This window comes from Spirosoma aureum (genome assembly GCF_011604685.1).
GTDB lineage: Bacteria > Bacteroidota > Bacteroidia > Cytophagales > Spirosomataceae > Spirosoma > Spirosoma aureum.
This window is the reverse complement of sequence record NZ_CP050063.1, coordinates 920,143-942,413: the sequence shown is the minus strand read 5'-3', so window position 1 is coordinate 942,413 and position 22,271 is coordinate 920,143. Positions and strand designations below refer to the sequence as shown.

The following is a 22,271-nucleotide window of genomic DNA, read 5'->3' as shown; positions in this document are numbered from 1 at the left end:
GCACGGCTCTCAGCCACGGCTCCAGGCGAAGCCCTAATATGTAATCTCTAACAGCTCCTTTACCTGTCAAAATCTATTGACAAAACCTTAACGACGATTGAATAGAAATGAATTTTATTTATAAAACTTAATTTCAAATAATATCTATTTAATGCTATACAAATTTAATATTCTATTAGATCTATTTAGTGTGTTTGGATTTGGTTCGATAAACCAGCTAGCCTTCCAGTCAATTTATTAAGACAAATTCTAAATAACTCTTGCTTCCAAGGCATGCTTTCTCTTCCTTTGTAATCTATTTTTAATGAGTCTAAATAATAATAAGACACATCAAGTTTTTCGTAATCGTAGAAACCAGCAACTAATCACCAGTTAAAATGGCCTCGATACGATACCCGTTTATACCAAGGCTTATTGCTCCCACTAGAATCAGCTATGAAAAATAAATACAGCAACTGTTTCTTACTACTGAAACTCTTGATGTGGATTAGCATCTCTACCATACAGGCTCAGCAAACAGCTGATTGCACCATTGAGGGTACAGTTCTTCTGACAGATGGCTCTCCTGGAGCCTTCGCTACCGTACGGGTCAATGGAGTCAAAAAAGGGATAGCCGCCGATCGAAACGGGCATTTTATTCTTTCCAACCTGAAGCCAGGAAATCACGAATTGCAGGTTTCGATGATCGGTTATGAATCGGTGCGACAAACTATTGAGGTAACGCAAGACAAGCCTAGCCAATTTACAACCCGCCTGAAAGCATTCAATACCCAACTTAATGAAGTAGTTGTAACAGGCCAGTATGAACCCCAATCGCTCAAAAAATCGGTTTATAATGTACGCGTAATTGACAGTGAGCGCATTCGCTTGCGGGCCGCCGTAAACGTTATGGGCGTGCTGAATAACGAATTAGGCTTCCGCTTCTCGAATGATTTGACGCTGGGCACAACTGACGTTCAACTGATGGGCATGTCAGGTCGCAACGTGAAAATTCTGCTGGATGGTTTACCCATGGTCGACCGGGGCGATACCCGCGAAAGCCTTAATCAGATCGACATCAATAATATTGAGCGCATCGAGATCGTAGAAGGCCCCATGTCTGTTTCGTATGGTTCAGATGCATTAGCGGGTGTTATCAATATTATCACCAAAAAGCCAGGCACCGAACAGCTCGGCGTTAGCGCCCGGATTCAGGAAGAAACCGCTAATAAAGAATATAATCTACTGACCAATCAGGGGCTTCATATTCAGAATGTGGGTGTTACATGGCAAAAGAAAGGCTGGAATGGATCGGCGGGCGTTACCAATAACACCTTTGGTGGCTGGCAGGGTCAATCACCAGGTCGGGCAAAAGATTGGCTACCCAAAGATCAATTGTTCGGACACGGGAAAGTTGGCTACCGCACTGAAACGGTCAATATCTATTATCGGCTCGACGCCCTCAAGGAAGATCTGTTAAGCCAGGGAACTGAAAATGTAAACACACATCAGGCCCGCGATCAGAAATACATTACCTATCGGTATGGGCATCAAATGCAGGGCGACTGGAAACTGAGCGAACGTCTACAGCTCAACGGCCAGGCTTCTTATACCGATTACCAGCGTCGGACACAGACGACGATTCTGGACTTAACAACCGGACAGCGAACTCTTTCGCTGGGCGAAGGCGAACAGGATCTATCAAAATTTGCCAGTCAAACGTACCGTGCCACAGCCTCCTATAAAATCTCCTCGTCAGTTTCGTTGCAGCCTGGCATCGATATTAATCTGGATGCCGCTTCTGGAGCGCGGATTCTGGGTTCACCGACCATTAACGATTACGCAGTTTTCGTTTCATCAACACTTAATCCAACTTCCCGTATCAGTATCCGTCCGGGTTTACGCTTCGTAAAAAACTCGGCCTACGACGCCCCACCGGCTATTCCTTCCCTTAACACCAAATTTGCGCTCACCAGCAATCTGGATCTGCGCTTAGCTTACGCCCGCGGGTTCCGCTCACCGGCTCTGCGTGAACTGTACTTTAATTTCTTCGATGCCAGCCACTCTATCCGTGGTAATCCAAATCTGAAAGCCGAAAATTCGAACAGTTTTAACGGATCGCTGGCCTGGCAGGTGAGTACTAAGTTCAAATCAACACTCGGCTTTTTCTACAATGATTTCAACAATCTGATCAGCTATGGAATCGACCCCAGCGATCCCAGAATATCGATGAACATTAATATCGATAAATTCAAAACAACTGGTTTCACACTGGAAAATGTCGTTGGCTGGAAAGATTTACAGGCTACAGTGGGCTTTTCGTACATAGGCCGCTACAACAACCTGCTGGCTACACCCGATACGGTCACTTACGCAAACGGGCGCTTAACATCATTCATGTGGTCGCCGGAAGTAAACACGAACCTCACTTATACGCTGAAGAAAATTGACACCAAGCTCAGCATTTTCTATAAATATTCCGGGAAGAAACCAAGTTACCTGGCCACTGCCAATGCAGATGGTCAGGTGTCGGCAACCCTGACCGAAATAGCTCCATTCCATTGGGCTGACTTCACGATAACGAAAACCATTACGAAATACCTCACGCTCACGACCGGGGTTAAAAACCTGTTCAACATTACCCGACTGGCGAATACATCGCCTGATACGGGCGGTGCTCATAGCTCAAGTGGCCAGGCACCGGTTAGCTACGGCCGCTCCTACTTTATGGGGCTTAGTTTTCAGTGGTACAAACAGTAAGCCTAATAGACCTTCCTCTCAGCCAATTACTCGTTAATAAACCTCAGTTTCCAAATAGTTCAAATCATATGAAAAGAGTCATTATCTACATGCTCGCTCTGGCAGTAAGTACATTAAATGCCTGTAAGGAGAGTGATCCACCGCTACCCGACAATCTGGTCCAGTTCGAAAGTGCCGAACAAGGTCTGGATGCTACGACTAAAGAAGCCATCATTAAACTTAAATTATCGCGAGCCGTCGACGCAGCTATGGCTGTAACCGTTCAGGTTAACCCGACCGGCATTACCTATGGAACGCAGTTTACAACCACTCCCGCAACCACCGGCAATACGCTTTCGCTAACTGTTCCAGCGGGTAGCAGCGACGCTTCGTTTAAACTCACGAAAGCCGATAATCTGTTCCTTAGCGGTACGGAAACCATCGATTTTGCTATTTCATCCGCAGCCAGTCCGGTTCTGGTGGGTACAACCAAACAACTGAAGGTTAAATTCACCTCGATCGTTTCGACAGGTACCGCCCTGACACTCGATGGTGGAACGGGCGGTTCCAGTGCTGTAAACGCCGTTTTTGCTGATTTGAGCAATAATGCCGCTACCTCAGTCAAAAGGGCTTCCTGGGATTTGGGTTTCTATTCGGGCGCTGATTTTCGGGTTATTCTAAACAACATGACGGGTGCCTCCGCTGTGGCAATGGCCAAGAATGATTTAACTCAGGTGACAGCGGCCGATACTGTTGGACTGGCACTAACGCTAGGCTTTGATCCGGCCGGTCTAAAATTAATCGACGATGTATCGGGCGATATTACAAAAACAGTCATTCCGAGTATTTCGGCGACTGATGCCGATAACAAGGTGTACATCATTAACCGGGGAACGGGTGGGGCAACGCCTGCCAAAGGCTGGGTAAAAATTCGGGTAATCCGCAACGGTACTACTGGTTATACGTTACAGTATGCCGGCATTAAAGAAACGACCTTCAAAACGGTTTCAATTCCGAAAGACAATGCGTATAATTTTAAATACGCATCATTCGATACGGGGGCTTTAGTGGATGTAGAACCAGCCAAAGCACGTTGGGACATTGAGTGGACTGGAGGTATCTACAAAACCAGCGACGGCACCAATGATATTCCCTATTACTTCTCCGATCAGGTGTATATCAACTTCCTCGGCGGTGTAACAGCAGCCGAAGTACTGACCAGCACCGTTTCGTATGATGCCTATGGCGAAAGTAACATTGCCACCACGGCCTTCAAGAGCGATAAGCACGTTATTGGCGCCAACTGGCGGGCCACTACGGGCACAATCGGGGTGAAAACGGATCGGTTCTACGTCATTAAGGATGCCGCGGGAAACGTCTATAAGCTCAAATTCGTCAGTTTCACCTCGCAGGATGGTGGCGAACGCGGTAAGCCCAAGTTTGAATTTAAGCTAGTTAAGCAAGCGTCGTAATGATGACCTGGCCGTGCTGCCTGTATTCACGGGCAGCACGACTTTTTACCGATAAAGCAATGAAAAAACTGTCTGTTTTTACTCTATGGCTCAGTTCGCTTCTACTGGGCTTACTGGTGAGCAATCAATCGGCCTACGCAACCCGTTCGCCCAAAGATGAACCCATTCGCATTGTTTCGCTCGACGGCACTGTCAGCGAAATTCTTTGTGATCTGGGCCTTCAATCACACCTGATCGGTGTTGATGTGACCAGTACATACCCCGAATTGCTCCAGAAACTGCCTAAAGTTGGCCATAACCGGACTATTTCAGCCGAGGGAGTGATATCGCTGAAACCGACGCTCGTGCTAACCTCGCAAAATGCGGGTACAAAACCAGAGGTGATCGAGCAAATCAAATCGGCGGGCATTAAAGTCATCACGTTTCAGCAGGAGTACAGCGTTGCTGGCACTAAAAAGCTCATTCAGGATGTAGCCAACACCTGTCAGGTTCCTTCACGGGCCAAGCCCTTGATCAAAAAGCTAGACGCTGACCTGGCCCAGGTCAAAAAGGCAATGACAAGCCCGAAGGTGTTATTTATTTATGCCCGTGGCACGGGTACCATGATGGTATCGGGCCGGGGAACTCAGGTCGACAAAATGATCGAACTGGCTGGTGGTGCCAATGCCACGCCCAATTTCGAGAACTACAAACCACTTACTGCCGAAGCCCTCGTTACGGCAAATCCTGACGTGATTCTGTTGTTCGATAGCGGTCTGGAAAGTCTCGGAGGTGCTGATGGTTTAGCAAAAGTACAGGGAGTTGCCCAAACGAATGCGGGCAAAAACGGTCGTATCATCACAATGGATGGTCATTTGCTGTCTGGTTTCTCTCCACGTTTAGGAAAAGCGCTACAGGAGTTAGCCCAGAAAATAACCCAGAAGCCTAAAGCTTAAGCTGGATGAATAGCGCAACTGCAACCATTAATCCGCCATCGTCCAGTACGCACCAGGTACCAAAGTCGGCGATCAAAACGACGGTCAATCCGTGGTTAATGCCTGCTTTGGTGGCTACCTTGTCGATAACCCTTGTCGTGTCAGTAGGTATTGGTGCGCTCCGGATAACTCCTTATGAGATTGGATTGATTATAGCTAAATCATTTGGTTATTCCGTCGATGTCGACAGTACAAAAGAAGCTATTCTGCTGGCGATCCGGTTACCCAGAGTCTGCCTGGCTGTTCTGGTTGGTGCCGGTTTAGCGATATCAGGAGCTGCAATTCAGGGGCTTTTCCGAAATCCGCTTGCCGATCCGGGTCTAATCGGCATTTCGTCGGGAGCATCGTTGGCAGCGGTGATGATGATTGTTCTTGAGGTTAAGTTTTTCCAGACACTCACGGGTGTGTTGGGTATCTACGCCTTATCGGTCGTTGCCTTTGTGGGTGCCTGTGCAACCGCATTTTTCGTGTATCGAATTGCCCGCATGGCCGGTAAAGATGTGATTACGACCATGCTGCTGACAGGTATTGCCATTAATGCCCTATCTGGGGCATTGACCGGTATCATGACCTATCTGGCCACTGATGAGCAGCTTCGTAACATAACGTTCTGGAGTCTGGGGAGCCTGGGAGGTGCTAGTTGGGCATCAGTGCTGGGAATTCTGCCCTTCACCATCGCTGCGCTGGTTGGTATTCCCCGGTTGGCAAAATCCCTGAACCTGTTGGCACTTGGCGAAAGTCAGGCCAGTATGCTCGGCGTTAACCTGAAAGGGATCAAGCGTCAGGTCATTATTTTCTCGACGATGGCCGTTGGCACGTCGGTGGCAGTTGCCGGTATTATTGGCTTCGTAGGGCTGGTCATTCCGCATCTGATTCGGATGGGAGCAGGTTCCGATCATCGTCGGGTGCTAACGGGTTCGGCTTTGGGTGGAGCCATTGTGCTGACACTGGCCGATTCGCTTGCCCGTACAATCGTAGCCCCGGCAGAACTTCCCATCGGCATTCTCACCGCTCTGATCGGCACACCAGTCTTTTTATGGATTTTATTTCGGGAACGACGCCGGGCGGGCGTATAAACTACTAGAACGATGCTCGAAGTCAGCCATCTATCCTACCAGATACGAAATCGAAAACTACTCGACGGTGTTTCATTTCGGGCCAATCCGGGCGAATTACTGGCAATAGTGGGCGCCAATGGGGCGGGCAAATCGACACTGCTCAAATTGTGTACGCGCGAACTAAACGTCTCCAACGGTGAAATCCGGCTTCTGGGCAAAGGAATCGATACGTATTCTGATAAGGAGCTTTCGCTGTTCCGGGCTGTGCTCCCACAGCAGAACTCAGTCGTATTCCCTTTTTTAGTGAGTGAACTGGTCCTGATGGGCCGGTACCCGCACTTCGATTTTCACCCGTCGGAGCATGACTATTTTATTGCCGAAATGGCGCTCAAAAAAGTGGGTATGTGGGATTTTGCATCACGCGTTTTCACCACATTGTCGGGTGGAGAGCAACAGCGTGTGCAGTTAGCCCGCGTGCTCGCTCAAATCTGGGATGTGCCGGAAGGTATACTCTTTCTGGACGAACCTACCACAGGTCTCGATCTGCTGCACCAGCACCAAATGCTGGAACTGGCTCGCGAGTTTACCCAAAAAGGATTTTGCGCGGTTGTCATCTTACACGACCTGAATCTGGCGGCTCAATATGCGGATCAAATCGTTATGCTCCGGGCCGGGCAGGTCGAAGCAATAGGATCTCCTCGCTCCGTCATCACCGTTGATACGATTAAGCGTGTCTTCAATTTAAATGTGTGGCTCATTGAACATCCCGATATGGATTGTCCGCTGGTGATTCCACAGCAAAATCAATTTTCTGATCGTAACCGACCAAATCAAATCGCCAAAACCAAATGATTACTACAAAAAGCCTTAAAGAACGCTGGGATTCGTTTAAAGAAGAAAACCCAAAAACAAGAATCCGCGATGCGGCTAAACAGCTGGGCGTTAGTGAAGCTGATTTATTAGCTACCCAGCTTGGCGAAACTGTGCAACGCCTGGAAGGTGATTTCCGGGAACTGCTCAAGGAAGTGCCGACTCTGGGTTATGTTATGGCGTTGACACGCAACGATAACATCGTTCACGAGCGAAAAGGTGTATATGAAAAAGTATCCTTCAGGGATCAGACCGGTTTGGTACTGGGCCCCGATATTGACCTTCGCCTGTTCATGTCACACTGGCATTTCGGCTTTGCTGTTGATGAAAATAGCCGCAAGAGCCTTCAGTTTTTCGATCAGGACGGTCTGGCAGTACATAAAATTTACCTGACCGACCGGTCCGACGAAGCTGCTTATGAAGCATTAGTGCAGAAATATGTAGCCCTTGATCAGTCAACGCCGATCGTTACACTGAGCTATCCGGAAAAAGAATCGGAAACACTGGAAGAAGCCATTGATGTGGCAGCATTTCAGGAAGAGTGGCTAGCCATGCAGGATACGCATGAATTTTTTGGTCTTCTCCGAAAACACAAACTTGATCGGGAGCAGGGAATTCGTCTGGCTCCAGAGGGTCACTCGGTGTCGATCTCAGTCGATCAGCTCAAAAAAATAATCGAAACCGTTGCCGAACGCAAAGTGCCGATCATGATTTTTGCGTCAAGTCCGGGATGTATCCAAATTCATACGGGGCTGGTTAAGAAACTGGTCAGTATGGGCCCCTGGTACAATGTGCTGGACCCTGAGTTCAACATGCACCTGCGCGAAGATCAGATCAGCCGCATCTGGGTAACCCGTAAACCCACAAAAGATGGTATTGTAACGGGTCTTGATCTGTTCGATAAAGACGGGAATAGCATTGCGCTGATGTTTGGCAAACGCAAGCCCGGCGTTCCTGAAATGAAAGAATGGCAGGAGGTCGTCAACGAAGTTATTGCTGCCTAACGCAACTTTTTGATTTTTCCCTCAGCATAGCTCATCCCGAATTGCGGTATTCCAATATGGAGACAGGGTTCGGGATGATTCATGTTCGTTCTTTTGATCAAATCGTCAGACCTGTCTGTGCCTCAAAAAAGTGGCATTTGTCAAGATTGACGAATAGATCAACCTGCTGACCGAAGGGAGCAAGGTACCCTGCTGCTAAACGAGCGATTAACTGCCCGTTATTAAGAAGGCAATAGACTAATGTTTCGTTACCCATGTTTTCAATAGCCTCAATCGTTACGGGCTGCCTATGAACATTTTGGGCAAAAACAGGCTGGTCACTAATGTGTTCGGCCCGGATGCCGAGCGTAATCGGCTGGCCTTTATACGGTAGTAGCCGATCAGCCTGAGGCACGTTTACCAACTCGATTTGTACTTGTCCGCCTGTACTGATAAAGCGAATGGGTGAGTCTTGGCTAATGTGGCCCGGTATGAAATTCATGGGGGGCGAGCCAATAAACCCGGCGACAAACTGGGTGGCAGGGCGATCGTATAAATTAATCGGCGTATCCTGCTGCACAACATCACCGTCGCGTAAGACGACAATTCGGTCGCCGAGCGTCATGGCTTCCACCTGATCGTGCGTCACGTAAATAATTGTCGCGTTCAGTTCGCGGTGAAGCTTTTGCAACTCGATCCGTGTTTGCCCCCGAAGTTTAGCGTCCAGATTGCTTAGGGGTTCATCGAACAAAAACACTTTTGGGTTGCGCACAATAGCCCGCCCAATGGCGACGCGCTGGCGCTGTCCCCCCGACATGTCTTTGGGTTTTCGATCGAGTAAGGCTTCTATCTCCAGCATTTTAGTTGCCCGATCGACTCGCTGGCGGATTTCGTTTTTGGGCAGACCCGCCAGTTTTAATCCGAAAGCCATATTTTCAAATACGGTCATGTGCGGATAGAGCGCATAGTTTTGAAACACCATAGCAATGTCACGGTCTTTAGGAGGCACATCGTTTACCCGCTGCCCATCAATGAGCAAATCGCCCTCAGAAATTTCCTCTAAACCCGCAATCATACGCAACAGGGTCGATTTGCCGCAGCCCGATGGTCCAACCAATACCAGAAATTCGCGGTCTTTCACCGTGATGTTTACATCCCGAATAACACGGGGGCCTTTCTCGTAAGATTTGGCCACATGCATCAATTTAACTTCTGCCATACTTAATGGTATTTGTTTGCCTGGGCGATAGCATCCGGGTAGTTCTCAAGCCGTTGAAATGTCAGTAGCGATTCAATCGTCGATTCGGCGCCAGAATTTTTATTGATCTGTGTGTCTGATGAGATACCGTCGAAGCCCAGCCCTCTCGCTTTATCGTACATGATAGCCCTGGCGGGATTGTTGCCCCAGAACCACCCCGCCAATTGCCCAGCCAGCTTGACATAGTTAGCGTCTTTCGTCTGGTCATACAATTCAAGCGCGGCCCAGACCATGGGTCTGACACCATAGGCAATCTGCGAAAAACGTGATTTTTTACCGAACGATACGCTCGTGCCCTGTTGGCTACTTTCAAACGACTCAAGAAAACCTTCTTTGAGCAGATACGGGTAAAAATTATCGACTTCCCGCCTGGCAACGGCCGTCCAGTCAGGACGATTCAGTGCTTTCCCTACTCGTAGCAAAGCATAGGATTGATCGCTGCCGTATGCATGCCACTTATTCTCAAAACTCATAATGGCTCCATAAGGTACTTGACCGGCTGTACCAAATTGCATTTGAACAATACCGTCACCTAATGTGCCAATCAGCTTCAGTACCTGGCCATCAGGTGTTTGTTGATAATAATTCAGTAAACCAAGCATCATAATAGCGGCCTGGTCAGTACCGGAACCGTAAGGCAACCAGACTGGAATTTTCAGTCCCTTAACAAACTGGTAGGTTTGTGGTTTACTGCCAAAATCCCGAATCATGTTGGCAACGAGCCGCTTGCTGGCAGTTTGTAGCCGTACGGCAAAAACAGGGTCAGCACTTTTGTAATACGGATAGGCTTCAGTCAGGCTCCAAAGCGCTCGCCATGACCACCAGTTCGGCTGGTTGATGCTTGTGCTACCAACCTTGTTTATCGACAGATTACCAAAAATGAAATTGTAGAAATAGCCATTTTCGGACTGTAGTTGCAGCACGAATTCATTTAGTTTACGCAGTTTGTCCTGTTTGTCGGTATTAGTGGCCAGATCAGGTTCATGCACTAAAAACAGCACGGTTCGGGCAATATCATCAATGCAGGCAGCCCCTTCGTCGTCGTCGGCAACCCATTTATAGTCAGGGTATTCACTATAAATATTGATCAAACCGACGGCTGCACCATTGAGTTTGACGGTCTGATACAAGTGGTCAAGATGACTGGTATTGACCAGTCGGGCGCTATCTGGATTAGGCTGAACAGATCGGATTTTACGATTGGGAGCGACGACCAATAGTGGGAGCTGAAGCAGGAAAAAACAGATGAAATAACAATAGATTTTCATACCGATAGAACGGTTTACTTAGTACGCAGATCATAAGCGTGGTCAATCTTTCAGGCCGGATGAAGCCATACTCCGAATGAAGTGTTTTTGAAAAAACAGGTAAACAATGAGAATGGGTAAGGCAAGCATCACGGCTGCCGCCAGCTTAACGCCTAATTGAGCATCGGCTCGTCCCCCAACCGAAAATAAGGTTACCATTTGGGGCATGGTCATGGTCGACTCGTCACGAATAACGATCAATGGCCAGAGCGCTTCGTTCCATAAGCCCATGAATGTTAAAATAATAACTGTCAAAACGGTTGGGATGATATTGGGCAGAAGAATCTGGAAGATGATTCGCAACTCACCACAGCCATCAATTCGTGCGGCATCGATCAGTGCCTGGGGTAGTCCGGCAAACGCCTGCCGGAACAGGAGTACCGCCAGGGAGTTCATGACGAATGGCACAATCAGCGCAAAGTAGGAATCGACCCAGCCCAGCTTCACCATGGTGATGTAATTAGGGATAAGCGTAATCTGAAAAGGTAGCGTCATTGTAAAAATGATGAGATAAAAAATCAGGTTTCGACCCCGAAAACGCAATCGAGCCAGGGCATAGCCGACCATAGCGCCCAAAATCAGCACCAGACCTGTTGTTATAAGTGCCACCAGCAAACTGTTGATGAAGGCGCGCCCTAGCGGTATTCGCTCGAAAACGGTCGAATAGTTACGAAGGGTCAGGTTAATAGGAAGCAATGTCAGCGAACCAATACCCAGCTCCGATGACAACGACGCGCTGATCATCCAGATAAACGGGTAAATAAATGATAAGGCAGCCAGTATGAGCAGCGTGTATCGGAGTAATTTCATCATTTTCAATGAGTGAAAGAGCGAAAGAGTCAATGAGTGAATGTGCCAGCCACTCTTTCACTCATTGACTCTTTCGCTCTTTACATTTCCTGTTCGACGTATCGTTTTTGAATGGCAACTACCCCCAGAATCAGCAGGGCAAAACAGAATCCTAATGTGGCCGAGTAGCCCATGTGATAATATTGAAATGCCTGTTTATAGATGTACATAACTGCCGACAGCGTACTATTCAGCGGCCCACCTTCGGTCATAATATAGGGTTCGATAAAGAGCGAAAACCCACCGATGGTTGACAGCACAACCACCATAAATATGGTTGGATTGATCATTGGCAGGGTGATGTAGCGAAATTTCTGCCAGTGAGTTGCGCCTTCCATATCCGCAGCTTCATAATATTGTACCGGCACGGTTTGGAGCCCTACCAGAAACAGAATCACATAAAGCCCGACGTTTTTCCAGGTGGCCATCAGCGCAATGGCATACATGGCAATAGCAGGCTCCTCAAGCCAGGCAACTTTCGGAAAAGACAGGACCGACAAAGCCCGATTCAGAATGCCCGCATTGAACCCCAATAGCTGTTGCCATAAAATCGTAACGACTACACCCGACACAATGACGGGAAGAAAAAAAGCGCCCCGAAAAAAAGCCTGCCCTCTAATTTTCTGGTTGAGAAATTCGGCCAGTGTTAGCGCTACCACAATTTGCAGTGGAATATGGATCACCAAAAACCGGAGGGTATTATAAATCGCCTGCCAGAAAAGCCGGTCGTTGAACAGCCGAACATAGTTTTCGACTCCAACAAACTTCATTGGCGAGATAATATTCCAGCTATGAAATGTTAGCACGACCGAGAACATCACTGGAAACGCTACGAACACGCAGAAATACAGAATGTAGGGCGAAACCAGCCAGTAGGGAATGAGTTTTTTCATAATAACAAAGAGCGAAAGAATGAATGAGTGGCTGACGCATCGAACAATGGAGCGTCAGCCACTCATTCACTCATTCATTTTTTCGCTCATTAGTAATACATCAACTGCCCTGGCGGCATCGCGTATGGCTGATTCAGGTGTTTTTCGGTCATACACGACGCAGGCTTCGTATTCCTGCGAAATAATGTCAAAAACCTCTACAATAACTTCGCAATTATCAACCCCCTTGATGTAACGTGACTGTCGGGCAAAGGGAAGAAGTTTCGGATTCTTTTGCAGAAACGAACTGAAATACGGATCGGTATCTACGTTGCGCCGATGCGGAAACTGACCGGTCAGCTCCATTAATCGCAAATCGCCAGGTTTATCGATCAGCGTTTTGATGAATGCCCAGGCTGCCCGCGGGTCAGGGCACGTGTTGAAAATAACGATATTTTTGGGATCGCCATACGTATAGGCCGGGCCAGTATGACTGTCGGGCACAGGCATTGGCCAGGTGTCATAATGCAGGGTAGTGTCTTTGTATCTTTCCAGAAAACCGACCTGCCACGGCCCTGTGAATGAGGTAGCTATACGTTGGTTCAGAAACGGATCGCGGGCAGATGTGAGCCGCTCTTTAGGATAATAACCATCCCGATACAATTGCTGCAAAAACCGAAAGACGTCTACCGCATAGCGGTTATTGAACGCGGCCCGGGATGGATGTCCCCGATTGTTTGTCACTAGCGGAGCACCGTTGGACGCAGCCAGATAAAGTGGATAAAAATTAAAGAATCGTTGATACCAGATGACTTTCACTTCAGTATAACCGAGCCAACGATCCATATAACCGTCGTGGTTTGCATCTTTTGTGAGCTGCTTTCCTGCATTCAGGTAACTGGAATAGGTGTAGGGCGGCCCTTTCAGATTAGGGCCGTTAACCTGCCCTGTGTTGCATAGGGTCATAATTGGATTCACTTTCCAGGGAACCTGGTAGATATGCCCATCCGACGAAGTAATCTCCTGAATTACAGAACTGTCGCAGCGAACACGCAGAAATTCCATGAAGCCGCTAATCGTATCAAGCGGGACCAGTACCCCGGCTTTGGCATACATTTCGACACTACCCTGCCACATATTGGCATAAATGTCGGGTGTGGTTTTTCCCACTACCGATGCCAGAATGATCTCCTCGCTCGACTGACCCTCAGGAATGGGCTGGTAGCGTAGCGGTTTGTCAGGATGGTTGCGTTGCCATTGTTCGGTGAACTCACGGGCGAATGTGATTTCTCCAGCATTGTTGGAGCACCAGAAAAGCAGTGGTCGCTTCGTTTCCACCTGCCGGCAGCCGCCCAACATCAACCCGAACAAACAGGCAATGAATCCGAATTTTCGCATAAACCATCCTTGAGACATACTATGATTTTACCGATTGGACAACTGGGCTTGTCTTTCGTTTTCACCAAGCAGTCAGACTTAAATTCTGAATGAGCACGTTATTGACACTAACCTTAGTGCTGTATTGAACTAATAAGAAATTAGTATTGCCCAACCAATACATCTAACGATATGTTATCACCCGTCATAGCTTTAGCCGAAGAATCATCCAATAGATCAGCCTCGATTGTATTTCTTTCCGCTATCAGATCATAATATTACCATTATTTAAGCGAAAAGTTTAATTATCGACCAAGAACATTTTTATATGAAAATAGGGTATAGCATAGCCTGCTCATTCGATTACAGACTATACTACACCCTATTGTGTTGCTTTACGGCTCAGTGGTGATGCTCCTCTTTTTCATCGGGCGGAGCCGGGATCTGGCTCCGAAGCTGGCTTGCCCAGTCGGCGATGAGCTTTGCTTCTTCTGGTTTCAGGGCTGCTTCGTGATGAATCCACAAGTAGGAGTCTAAGGGCATCCAGCCTTCGGTGACCGCTTCGCCTACTTCTTCCAGTTTGTGTCGGGCTTTCTTGGGCGAATACGAAGCAAACTCCGAGAAGTTAAGCTCATCTTTCCCCTCTTTGATATGATTATTGAGCCACCACGAAACGGGCTGAATGTTATCGTACCAAGGATAAGTCGTATTGTTGGAATGGCAATCGAAGCAAGCCCGCTTCAGCACGGGTTGTACATTAGCCGGAACCGCGTATTTGGTTGTGATGTCATTAGGCGACACACCTGTTGACTGATTTTTTTCGGGCCGAATAAACTGAATAACGACAAGGATTACCAGCAGACCAAGAAGTACTTTACGGAGCATAGTTTAAGAATTATGACCCAAGATAGTAATCAAAGGGCCTTTCGTAAAAAATCTCCTTTTCATTTCAGGAATTTCGCTCATGCACCTACTTGCCTTAGCAATGCTACGGTTTCAAATGACGCGCAAACTAACCACGGCCCGCCGTACGACCGTCCGCATTGTATGCGAAAATCCCGCACTTATTCCAGTGACTGCATTAATGCGTGGGCTTTCCGAATATTGGCATTCAGGCGATCTGTTTCGACAAGACCATCACGAAGCCTGACGATGCGGTGCGCATATTCGGCAATATCCTCTTCGTGAGTTACCATAATCACGGTGTTGCCCTTACTGTGAATCTGGTCAAAAAGATCCATAATCTCGTAGGAGGTCTTGGTATCGAGGTTACCCGTCGGTTCATCGGCAAGCAGGATACTGGGGTCGTTCACTAACGCCCGCGCCACAGCCACGCGTTGCCGCTGACCACCCGAGAGTTCGTTGGGCCGGTGACCAGCCCGGTTCTCTAAACCGACGTTTTTTAGGGCCAGCATTGCCTTTTCCGTACGGTCGGCTTTATTATATCCTGCATAAATGAGGGGTAATGCCACATTTTCAAGCGAGGTCTGGCGAGGCAACAGGTTGAATGTCTGAAAGACAAAGCCGATTTCTTTATTTCGCACTTCAGCCAATTCGTTTTCGCCCATGCTGCTAACATCCTGATTATTCAGGATGTATTGACCTGAGGTTGGTGAGTCCAGGCACCCAACAATGTTCATCAGGGTAGATTTACCGGACCCAGATGGACCCATAAACGCGACATATTCGCCCTTATTGATACTGATCGTGATGGATTTAAGAGCCTCAACGACTTCGGTTCCCATTACGTAGCGTTTGGCAATACTGCGAGTTTCGATAATATTCATGCTGGATGAAGTTAGCGGGTAGCAACAATAGCCGCTGTTGCAAGACGGCGACGGCGCTGAAAGTAATTTCGTATAAACAAACCTGTTAAAACAACAATATCGATAGTAGATGGCGAATTCTCTTCATTGATGAGAATATCTCCGGCATCCTGAAAAAATTTACGGGTCAAATCGTAACTGACAATTTCTTTCTCGGGTAATCCATAGGGGTCCACACGAATCATATCCCACTCCCGCATCAGCATATTATGACGCTTCCAGCGATAACTTTCGCCCGACACCAGTTTCAATTCGGCGCGTTTACCAAATGCAAAGTCAATCTGGCCGACAACCTGATTAGCTGCATTCAGGTCATGAATAGTAACCGAATGTACTAGAAAACCCCGAACATCAAACCGCAGATGAGTGGTCTTTAACTGTGCTTCTACATCACTGCTGATCATGTCGCGACGCATTCCGCCTACAATCTGTTCGTCCTGTATAATCACGACGTCACGGTTGAAGGCTTCTTTCACCCAACTCAATTTTCGATTCATAAACTCGGTTCAGGATAATGGAGAGATTGACACTGGCAAGGCTCAAAACCAAAACATTACAATGAACAAAGCTAACTTATTGAAGGAATTTTTGACGGCTGTTTTCGATTGACGCTAATTTTTCCTGATAAGTTGTCAGAAACGCCTGATAATCGGTGGGAGTTGTAGCCGCCCGAAGTTTTTCCAGGCCGTTTTCAGCATAATCACGAAGGCTCAGATCAAGACTAAGGTTAATGTAGGTCTTGAGCAATTCTGCATTATCGTCATTATAAGGCAGTGCTTTCACCACAACATCATAAGCTTCTCTGGATTGCTTCTGCTGTCTTTTAAGCTGAGCAGCTGCCGAAACAATTTGGGGATTTAGCGGAGCCAGTTGAATGGCTTCCTGATAAGACTGCTGTGCTTTGGAGAGCTGGTGCGTCCGGTCGTAGGTCTGGCCAAGCCAGTAAGCCCGTTCAGCCTGATAGTGCGGCAGAACAGTTTTATTCGCCATCGTTTCCGCCGAGCCAACACTACGCCGAAAGGCCGACAATCGCAGAGCCGCGATGGTACGCATCGACACGGCGACCGGGGTAATCTGATCCGAATCGGGCAACCCCGATAAAATCAACTGTGCATTTCGCCATTGCAAGTCATCGAGGTAATTATTCGCCAGGGCAACCCCCGAAACCGTTTTCAGGCTGGGGTCCTTTATGGTTTCCCAGTAGGCTCCCCGGTTAAGATCATCCAGTCGGTAAGTTGAATAAAATGCTTTTTCCAGATCCGTTTCGGGCTTACGCTCCGTATATAGAACCTGTTTTAAAGCGGCTACTGCCGGATCATTTGTTGAGGCCGTTTCCCAAAACGATTGCGCAATCGCCAGATCGTTCGCTTTTGTCAAAGCCACGGCGCGGTAGTAAATCGATGTCGTATCCGAATTGTAAGCGAATGTTTCGGCCGCCCTACGATAGAGCCCCTGCTCCAAAAACCACAACCCGGCTATGGAGCGATAAGCAGCTCCATTCTGTTCGTCGCCCTCTGCCAGCTGATTCATCAGACCGAACGCATCTACATGATTCTCCCGGTTGTATTCTGCTATCGCGCGGGCCAGCAATAAATCATCCGTAAAATCCTGATTGACAGGATCAGTAGACAGCCGTTGAATGGTTGCTGTCAGACTACTGTCGGATCGCTGGTTGGTTAGCGCGTAATTATATAAACTGGCAAATCGCCCGACGCTCAACCCCTGATTAGCGATCGGTTCTGTTAACCAGACAGGCTTTTCTGGCTGAGTGGTATCTGGTCGGTCAAACTGAGACTGAGCCACCATCAGAAGTACCAGGGCATTGGCCTGATAAGACTCATAAGTAGATTTTGCCGTGTTTTTAGCCAGAGTCGAATCAGCAGCCAGTACGCTGGGATTTCGTGCATAGAACGCCAACAGATTCGATTCGGGCACCTCATCGCGGGAAACATTTCCCGTTGCTGCTTTTAGATAGTAATAAGCAGAATCGGCCACACTCGTTCGGGCGTAGAGGTAGCCAAGATTATTCTGTAATTCGCCACTACCAGGAAATGCCCGGAGACCTCGTTGCAGGGTTTTAACGGCTTCAAAAAACAAATCCGTTTGCAGATAGGTCTGGCTTAGTCCAACATAATCCTGTGGATTTGGCTGTTTCAGTAGTGCCTGCTGGAAATAAAAAGCTGCTGCTGTCTGGTTATTCTGCGACAGGGCCAGCGATGCCAGTGAGTAATTGGACTTATGATTCTGAAACTCCTGTTCCAGCGCCAGATTATAAAATGCATTGGCCGATGTCGGCTCATTACTAACCCTGTAATAATCACCCAGCCCATTGTAATAACCAGCCACTCCCTGCCGGAATGTAATCAGCCCTCCCGATGCCAGCAAAACAACGACACCAACGACACCTACTATCCGAAACAGGCTTAATTCAAGCCGTTTAGGTTTGTAAAGGATTCGATAAACGGGCAGGTTCTGCTGGTAAATGGGCAGAAAATTTATAACGACATAAGCGACAAAACATAGTCCCATCGCTAAGTGCGTATAGACAATAACATCCTCAAACAGCTCCACCAGAGGGTCGTTGGCCGATGCAAACGCATAAGCCATGGTCAGCGTAGTCAGCAAGGCCAGCCCCGTGTATAGATACGCACCCGAATCCCGGAAGGAGACTGCGTCCTGCTGCTGAATCAACCGCTGAAAACCCCAGATACCCAGCATTACGGATGTCAGATATAAGATGAACGGACTGATAGCCAGTATATCCCAATCAATGGACCGGGTGTTTTTAAGCCAGATGAGAGCCAGATTGATTAGATACAAAAAACTGACGATCAGAAAGTTATTAAAACCCAGCGTTCGTCGTTGGCTTACTTGTGGAGAAGATCCTTCTGGTTTTCCCGCCGACGTAATCCAGACCAGTCCGGCAATAATTTCGGCCGCAATGAAAAATATAAAGCCAACACTGAACACCAGTAAGACCGGCATACCATAGCTTACCACGATCATAGCCGGAAAGGCTACGGGTGACAATGCGCCTAATAGAGCGGCTACAACGATTGTTAGCAGCGTAAAAACGGCTAGCCGCACGGTAATTGGATAATCGGCCCGAAAGGCATGAAAGTAATAACTCACCGATCCAAACACGAACGTCAGGATAAGGAAGAGGTAGTTGCCACCCAGGCCCGGAACCTCGAGCATCTCCCAACGAAAAAAGGCCAATCCAAGGATCAGGGCAGCCATACTGACTAAATAGCGTACTTGATCGAAGCGGGTAACAGCACTGATCAGTAGGATAAAAGCAATACTTATTCCAATTAAAAAAGCCGTAGCTACACCCGGCCGAATCTGCATAGCCGAAGCTACAAACTGTTCGGAAACGGCGTAGGCTTTGCTATTTACGGCGTAGTCGAGTAAGCCATCCGAAAAGGTTTGAAACGTAACGGGCAATTCATTCAGTTCGCTCAAAACATTCCAGTGAACAACATTGCCCAACCCCTGTGCCCAGGCAACAATGAACAGAATCACGCTTACAGCTACAAAAAAAAGACTTACTAAATACGTAGACCGATAAATCCGGCTCCACGCAGACCAGAAAAATAAGGATGACATGAAACAGAAACGTCTGTAATAGTTAGTTAGTGCCTGCTGGCTTCTTTGGATAGCTGTAGCTTTCCAAGGACCGCCAAAAGTAGAGTAGAACTTGAAAGAAAAACAACGTCTGTGCAGACCTACCTTTTAGATGTCCGGAATAACTTTAAACTAATAATCAACAAACGAGGCTAAACTTTTCTTTTACTGACCGATTTCATCTTTTACGCAGAACACATGGAATACAGACAACTGGGAGACTCCGATTTATCCGTTTCCGTTATCACATTTGGCGCATGGGCCGCTGGAGGCTGGATGTGGGGTGGTACCGAACAAACAGGAGCCATTGAAGCCATAAGAGCCTCCTACGACCTGGGCGTAACCGCTATCGACACCGCACCTGTCTATGGGCAGGGAGCCAGTGAGGAAATTGTTGGTGAGGCTATAAAAGGCCTCCCACGCGACAAAATACAGATCCTGACAAAGTACGGCATGCGCTGGGACTTGACCAAAGGCGATTTCGGGTTCAAAAGTCAGGACAATTCCGGGAATCCCATTGACATCTACCGGTACGCGGGCAAGGAAAGTATCATGAAAGAATGCGAAGACAGTCTGAAGCGGTTAGGAACTGACTATATCGATTTGTACCAAATGCACTGGCCGAACAAAACCACGCCCATCGAAGAAAGCATGGAAGCGGTGCTGCGGTTAATCGAACAAGGCAAAGTGCGTCAGGCGGGGGTGAGTAACTATTCGGTTGAGCAGATGCAGCAAGCGGAAACCGTGGTCAAACTAGCTGCTAATCAGGTTCCGTTTAGTATGCTCAACCAGTCAATTAATGAGTCGCTGGTTCCTTATTGCCTCGAACATAAAAAAGGCATTCTTGCCTATAGCCCCATGGAGCGGGGATTGCTCACCGGAAAAATCAAACCCGGTCATCGGTTTGCGGAAGGCGACCACCGGACCGGCTATCGGTTCTTTAAAGAACAAAACATTCTTCAGGCCAACGATTTATTAGAAAAACTCAAACCATTGGCCGATGAAAAAGATGCCAGCCTAAGCCAGCTAGTCATTCGCTGGACAATCGAACAACCGGGCATAACGGCTGCTCTTGCAGGCGCCCGTAACGCCGAACAGGCCATTCAAAATGCAAAAGCCATTGATATCAGCCTTTCGACAGATGAGCTGGTGTTTATAAGCCAGCAACTCCAGGAACTCGAGCTAGTGTAAATGATGGTGTAGTCGGGCGTATACTTGTCTGCCCGACTACACCATCAATCTTTTAGGACCCTTCCGTTCTTCCTGTCATTTCGGTGAGTTTCAGTAGTTTTTCGGCTACTTCCTCAGTCAGTTGTCCTGGCTGTAATCGCCATTGCCAGCTTCGCCCGCCCAAACCAGGTGTATTCATGCGGTTTGTTTCATCAAGGTTCAGGATATCCTGCACCGGCATGATGGCGAGACGGGCAACTGATTGCATCGTCAGGCGGCAAATCTGATCGGCTATGTTTTCGCTGGTAATAGGGAAACCAATATAGTCATTCAATTTCTGACGGGTTTCTTCAGTAATTTCCTTAAACCAGCCGAGTGTTGTGTTATTATCGTGTGTGCCCGAATAGACGACCACGTTTTCGGTATGATTGTGAACGCCATGGGAGGATGTAGGTAAATCATCACCGAAACCAAACTGAATGACACGCATACCCGGAATGCCATAATGACGCAAATGCGGTTGCATGTCGGCAGTACGCGCGCCCAAATCTTCGGCAATCACAGGTAAATTCACAAATTGTCGGTGCATGGCGTGCATGAATGCCTCAATAGGTGCTTTTACCCACTCGCCTACCTTAGCGGTTGGTTCACTTGCCGGAATTTCCCAATAGATGGCAAAACCCAAAAAATGGTCCAGGCGCGTCAGGCTGTAAAGCGACATTTGATGCCGTAACCGATGCATCCACCACGCAAAACCGGTTCGCCGATGTTCTTCCCAATCATAAATCGGATTGCCCCACCGCTGACCATATTCGCTAAAATAATCGGGTGGAGCACCCGCCACAAATAGCGGCTGAAAGTTGGCATCCAGTTTAAACAGTGTTGGATTTGCCCAGACTTCTGTGCTGTTGAACTGAACGTAGATCGGAATGTCGCCGATAAGGTGAATCTTTCGGGTATAGCAATAGGCGATCAATTCATTCCATTGCCGAAAAAAGAAATATTGCAGCACCTTAACTTCTTCAATCCGATCGTGAAGCAACTCCCTTTGACGGGCCAGCGCAGCCGGGTCACGCCGGACGATCTCTTCCGGCCAGCGCACCCAGGTCGACTCACCCGTTTCGTCCTGCAAAGCCGTAAACAATGCATAATCATCAAGCCAATCGGCCTGCCATGCACAAAATCGATCATAATCGCTGCGTTGGGCGGGTGTGGCATCACGGAGAAACGTATCAGCTGCCAGTTGCAGCAAAGGCCGCTTTTTAATCCAGGCGGCATGAAGGGTAGAAGGTGCCAGAATAAGCGGTCCGGCAAGTACCGCCGATGGCGCATCGCCCGATGTGGCGGGAGCTTCACTCACCGAAATATCGTGAAGTGGCTGTTCATTAAATACAGCCAGATCATCTGGACTTAGGAGGTTTTCATCAGCCAGTTTCTCCAGACTGATCAGCAATATATTTCCGGCAAAAGCCGACGGACTGCTATAAGGAGAAAACCCCGAACCAGGGTCTACAGGAGTCAATGGCAGTATTTGCCAATAGGTTTGCCCGGAAGCATACAGAAAATCAGCGAAGCGGTAGGCTTCTGGTCCTAAATCGCCTACGCCGTGTGCTGAAGGCAATGATGTGATGTGGAGCAACAGGCCGCTTGAACGTTGTTGAAGCATGAATAAGTCGTGGTTAATAAAGAGTAAATGGTTAGTCGATCGTAGTTGGTTAGTTATTGAATACTAGCCGCTAGTGGTAAGGCGATAACCACCAGCAACTAACTTTTGTACAAATCCGCTCTGGGTCAATTTTGTTTATTCCTTAGGATAAAAACCTAACTACCAAATGTATTCTATAGTCTAATAACCCGAAAATGACTAGCTTGTGTCTTGACCTTACGCAGTTTTTCTCCTACTTTTGCAG

The 22,271-nt window shown here is 47.9% G+C and carries 17 protein-coding genes; 7 read left to right on the top strand and 10 right to left on the bottom strand.

Annotation, left to right across the window (positions count from 1 at the left end; genetic code table 11):
- Positions 1-435 precede the first annotated feature (435 nt).
- From G8759_RS03795 to G8759_RS03770, 6 genes are all read left to right on the top strand, one after another.
- Positions 436-2,739 (top strand): TonB-dependent receptor, encoded by a 2,304-nt coding sequence (locus G8759_RS03795; protein WP_232074124.1) that lies wholly within the window; start codon positions 436-438, stop codon positions 2,737-2,739.
- A gap of 68 nt (positions 2,740-2,807) precedes the next feature.
- Positions 2,808-4,190: an HmuY family protein gene (locus G8759_RS03790; RefSeq protein WP_167205367.1), complete on the top strand. Its 1,383-nt coding sequence runs from the start codon at positions 2,808-2,810 to the stop codon at positions 4,188-4,190.
- 59 nt (positions 4,191-4,249) lie between these two features.
- Positions 4,250-5,125 carry a heme/hemin ABC transporter substrate-binding protein gene (locus G8759_RS03785; protein ID WP_167205365.1) on the top strand — a complete coding sequence of 292 codons (876 nt, stop codon included), beginning with the start codon at positions 4,250-4,252 and terminating at the stop codon, positions 5,123-5,125.
- A 5-nt stretch (positions 5,126-5,130) separates the two neighbouring features.
- Positions 5,131-6,240: a FecCD family ABC transporter permease gene (locus G8759_RS03780; protein ID WP_167205363.1), complete on the top strand. Its 1,110-nt coding sequence runs from the start codon at positions 5,131-5,133 to the stop codon at positions 6,238-6,240.
- Positions 6,241-6,252: 12 nt separating this feature from the next.
- Positions 6,253-7,074 (top strand): heme ABC transporter ATP-binding protein, encoded by an 822-nt coding sequence (locus G8759_RS03775; protein ID WP_167205361.1) that lies wholly within the window; start codon positions 6,253-6,255, stop codon positions 7,072-7,074.
- Entirely contained in the window at positions 7,071-8,096 is a 1,026-nt protein-coding gene (locus G8759_RS03770; RefSeq protein ID WP_167205359.1) for a hemin-degrading factor, read from the top strand. The genes G8759_RS03775 and G8759_RS03770 overlap by 4 nt, the downstream gene beginning before the upstream one ends.
- Positions 8,097-8,193: 97 nt before the next feature.
- On the opposite strand, the gene G8759_RS03765 is transcribed toward G8759_RS03770, so the two are convergent.
- From G8759_RS03765 to G8759_RS03725, 9 genes are all read right to left on the bottom strand, one after another.
- Positions 8,194-9,294: an ABC transporter ATP-binding protein gene (locus G8759_RS03765; protein WP_167205357.1), complete on the bottom strand. Its 1,101-nt coding sequence runs from the start codon at positions 9,292-9,294 to the stop codon at positions 8,194-8,196.
- Positions 9,295-9,296: 2 nt separating this feature from the next.
- A complete protein-coding gene (locus G8759_RS03760) occupies positions 9,297-10,601 on the bottom strand; it encodes a glycoside hydrolase family protein (protein ID WP_167205353.1) in 1,305 nt (434 codons plus the stop codon).
- Positions 10,602-10,643: 42 nt separating this feature from the next.
- The gene (locus G8759_RS03755; RefSeq protein WP_167205349.1) at positions 10,644-11,453 is read right to left on the bottom strand and encodes a carbohydrate ABC transporter permease; all 810 of its coding nucleotides are present in this window, start codon (positions 11,451-11,453) and stop codon (positions 10,644-10,646) included.
- Between the two features lie 77 nt (positions 11,454-11,530).
- Entirely contained in the window at positions 11,531-12,382 is an 852-nt protein-coding gene (locus tag G8759_RS03750; RefSeq protein ID WP_167205346.1) for a carbohydrate ABC transporter permease, read from the bottom strand.
- A 66-nt stretch (positions 12,383-12,448) separates the two neighbouring features.
- On the bottom strand, positions 12,449-13,777 hold the full coding sequence (locus tag G8759_RS03745; RefSeq protein WP_167205344.1) for an extracellular solute-binding protein: 1,329 nt from the start codon (positions 13,775-13,777) through the stop codon (positions 12,449-12,451).
- Positions 13,778-14,140: 363 nt separating this feature from the next.
- A complete protein-coding gene (locus G8759_RS03740; protein WP_167205342.1) occupies positions 14,141-14,623 on the bottom strand; it encodes a heme-binding domain-containing protein in 483 nt (160 codons plus the stop codon).
- 179 nt (positions 14,624-14,802) lie between these two features.
- Positions 14,803-15,525 (bottom strand): ABC transporter ATP-binding protein, encoded by a 723-nt coding sequence (locus tag G8759_RS03735; RefSeq protein ID WP_167205340.1) that lies wholly within the window; start codon positions 15,523-15,525, stop codon positions 14,803-14,805.
- A gap of 11 nt (positions 15,526-15,536) precedes the next feature.
- The gene (locus G8759_RS03730) at positions 15,537-16,061 is read right to left on the bottom strand and encodes a hypothetical protein (RefSeq protein WP_167205338.1); all 525 of its coding nucleotides are present in this window, start codon (positions 16,059-16,061) and stop codon (positions 15,537-15,539) included.
- 76 nt (positions 16,062-16,137) lie between these two features.
- Positions 16,138-19,173 carry a tetratricopeptide repeat protein gene (locus G8759_RS03725; protein WP_167205336.1) on the bottom strand — a complete coding sequence of 1,012 codons (3,036 nt, stop codon included), beginning with the start codon at positions 19,171-19,173 and terminating at the stop codon, positions 16,138-16,140.
- Between the two features lie 216 nt (positions 19,174-19,389).
- On the opposite strand from G8759_RS03725, the gene G8759_RS03720 reads away from it, so the two are divergent.
- Complete coding sequence (locus G8759_RS03720) at positions 19,390-20,382, top strand: aldo/keto reductase (RefSeq protein WP_167205334.1); 993 nt, start codon at positions 19,390-19,392, stop codon at positions 20,380-20,382.
- A 52-nt stretch (positions 20,383-20,434) separates the two neighbouring features.
- Here the strand turns inward: G8759_RS03720 and malQ are convergent, their stop codons facing one another.
- Complete coding sequence (gene malQ / locus G8759_RS03715) at positions 20,435-22,027, bottom strand: 4-alpha-glucanotransferase (RefSeq protein ID WP_167205331.1); 1,593 nt, start codon at positions 22,025-22,027, stop codon at positions 20,435-20,437.
- Positions 22,028-22,271 lie beyond the last annotated feature (244 nt).

Coding starts and splice junctions, on each gene's coding strand:
- G8759_RS03795 (WP_232074124.1), top strand. CDS start 436: ATGAAAAATAAATACAGCAACTGTTTCTTACTACTGAAACTCTTGATG.
- G8759_RS03790 (WP_167205367.1), top strand. CDS start 2,808: ATGAAAAGAGTCATTATCTACATGCTCGCTCTGGCAGTAAGTACATTA.
- G8759_RS03785 (WP_167205365.1), top strand. CDS start 4,250: ATGAAAAAACTGTCTGTTTTTACTCTATGGCTCAGTTCGCTTCTACTG.
- G8759_RS03780 (WP_167205363.1), top strand. CDS start 5,131: ATGAATAGCGCAACTGCAACCATTAATCCGCCATCGTCCAGTACGCAC.
- G8759_RS03775 (WP_167205361.1), top strand. CDS start 6,253: ATGCTCGAAGTCAGCCATCTATCCTACCAGATACGAAATCGAAAACTA.
- G8759_RS03770 (WP_167205359.1), top strand. CDS start 7,071: ATGATTACTACAAAAAGCCTTAAAGAACGCTGGGATTCGTTTAAAGAA.
- G8759_RS03765 (WP_167205357.1), bottom strand. CDS start 9,294: ATGGCAGAAGTTAAATTGATGCATGTGGCCAAATCTTACGAGAAAGGC.
- G8759_RS03760 (WP_167205353.1), bottom strand. CDS start 10,601: ATGAAAATCTATTGTTATTTCATCTGTTTTTTCCTGCTTCAGCTCCCA.
- G8759_RS03755 (WP_167205349.1), bottom strand. CDS start 11,453: ATGATGAAATTACTCCGATACACGCTGCTCATACTGGCTGCCTTATCA.
- G8759_RS03750 (WP_167205346.1), bottom strand. CDS start 12,382: ATGAAAAAACTCATTCCCTACTGGCTGGTTTCGCCCTACATTCTGTAT.
- G8759_RS03745 (WP_167205344.1), bottom strand. CDS start 13,777: ATGTCTCAAGGATGGTTTATGCGAAAATTCGGATTCATTGCCTGTTTG.
- G8759_RS03740 (WP_167205342.1), bottom strand. CDS start 14,623: ATGCTCCGTAAAGTACTTCTTGGTCTGCTGGTAATCCTTGTCGTTATT.
- G8759_RS03735 (WP_167205340.1), bottom strand. CDS start 15,525: ATGAATATTATCGAAACTCGCAGTATTGCCAAACGCTACGTAATGGGA.
- G8759_RS03730 (WP_167205338.1), bottom strand. CDS start 16,061: ATGAATCGAAAATTGAGTTGGGTGAAAGAAGCCTTCAACCGTGACGTC.
- G8759_RS03725 (WP_167205336.1), bottom strand. CDS start 19,173: ATGTCATCCTTATTTTTCTGGTCTGCGTGGAGCCGGATTTATCGGTCT.
- G8759_RS03720 (WP_167205334.1), top strand. CDS start 19,390: ATGGAATACAGACAACTGGGAGACTCCGATTTATCCGTTTCCGTTATC.
- malQ (WP_167205331.1), bottom strand. CDS start 22,027: ATGCTTCAACAACGTTCAAGCGGCCTGTTGCTCCACATCACATCATTG.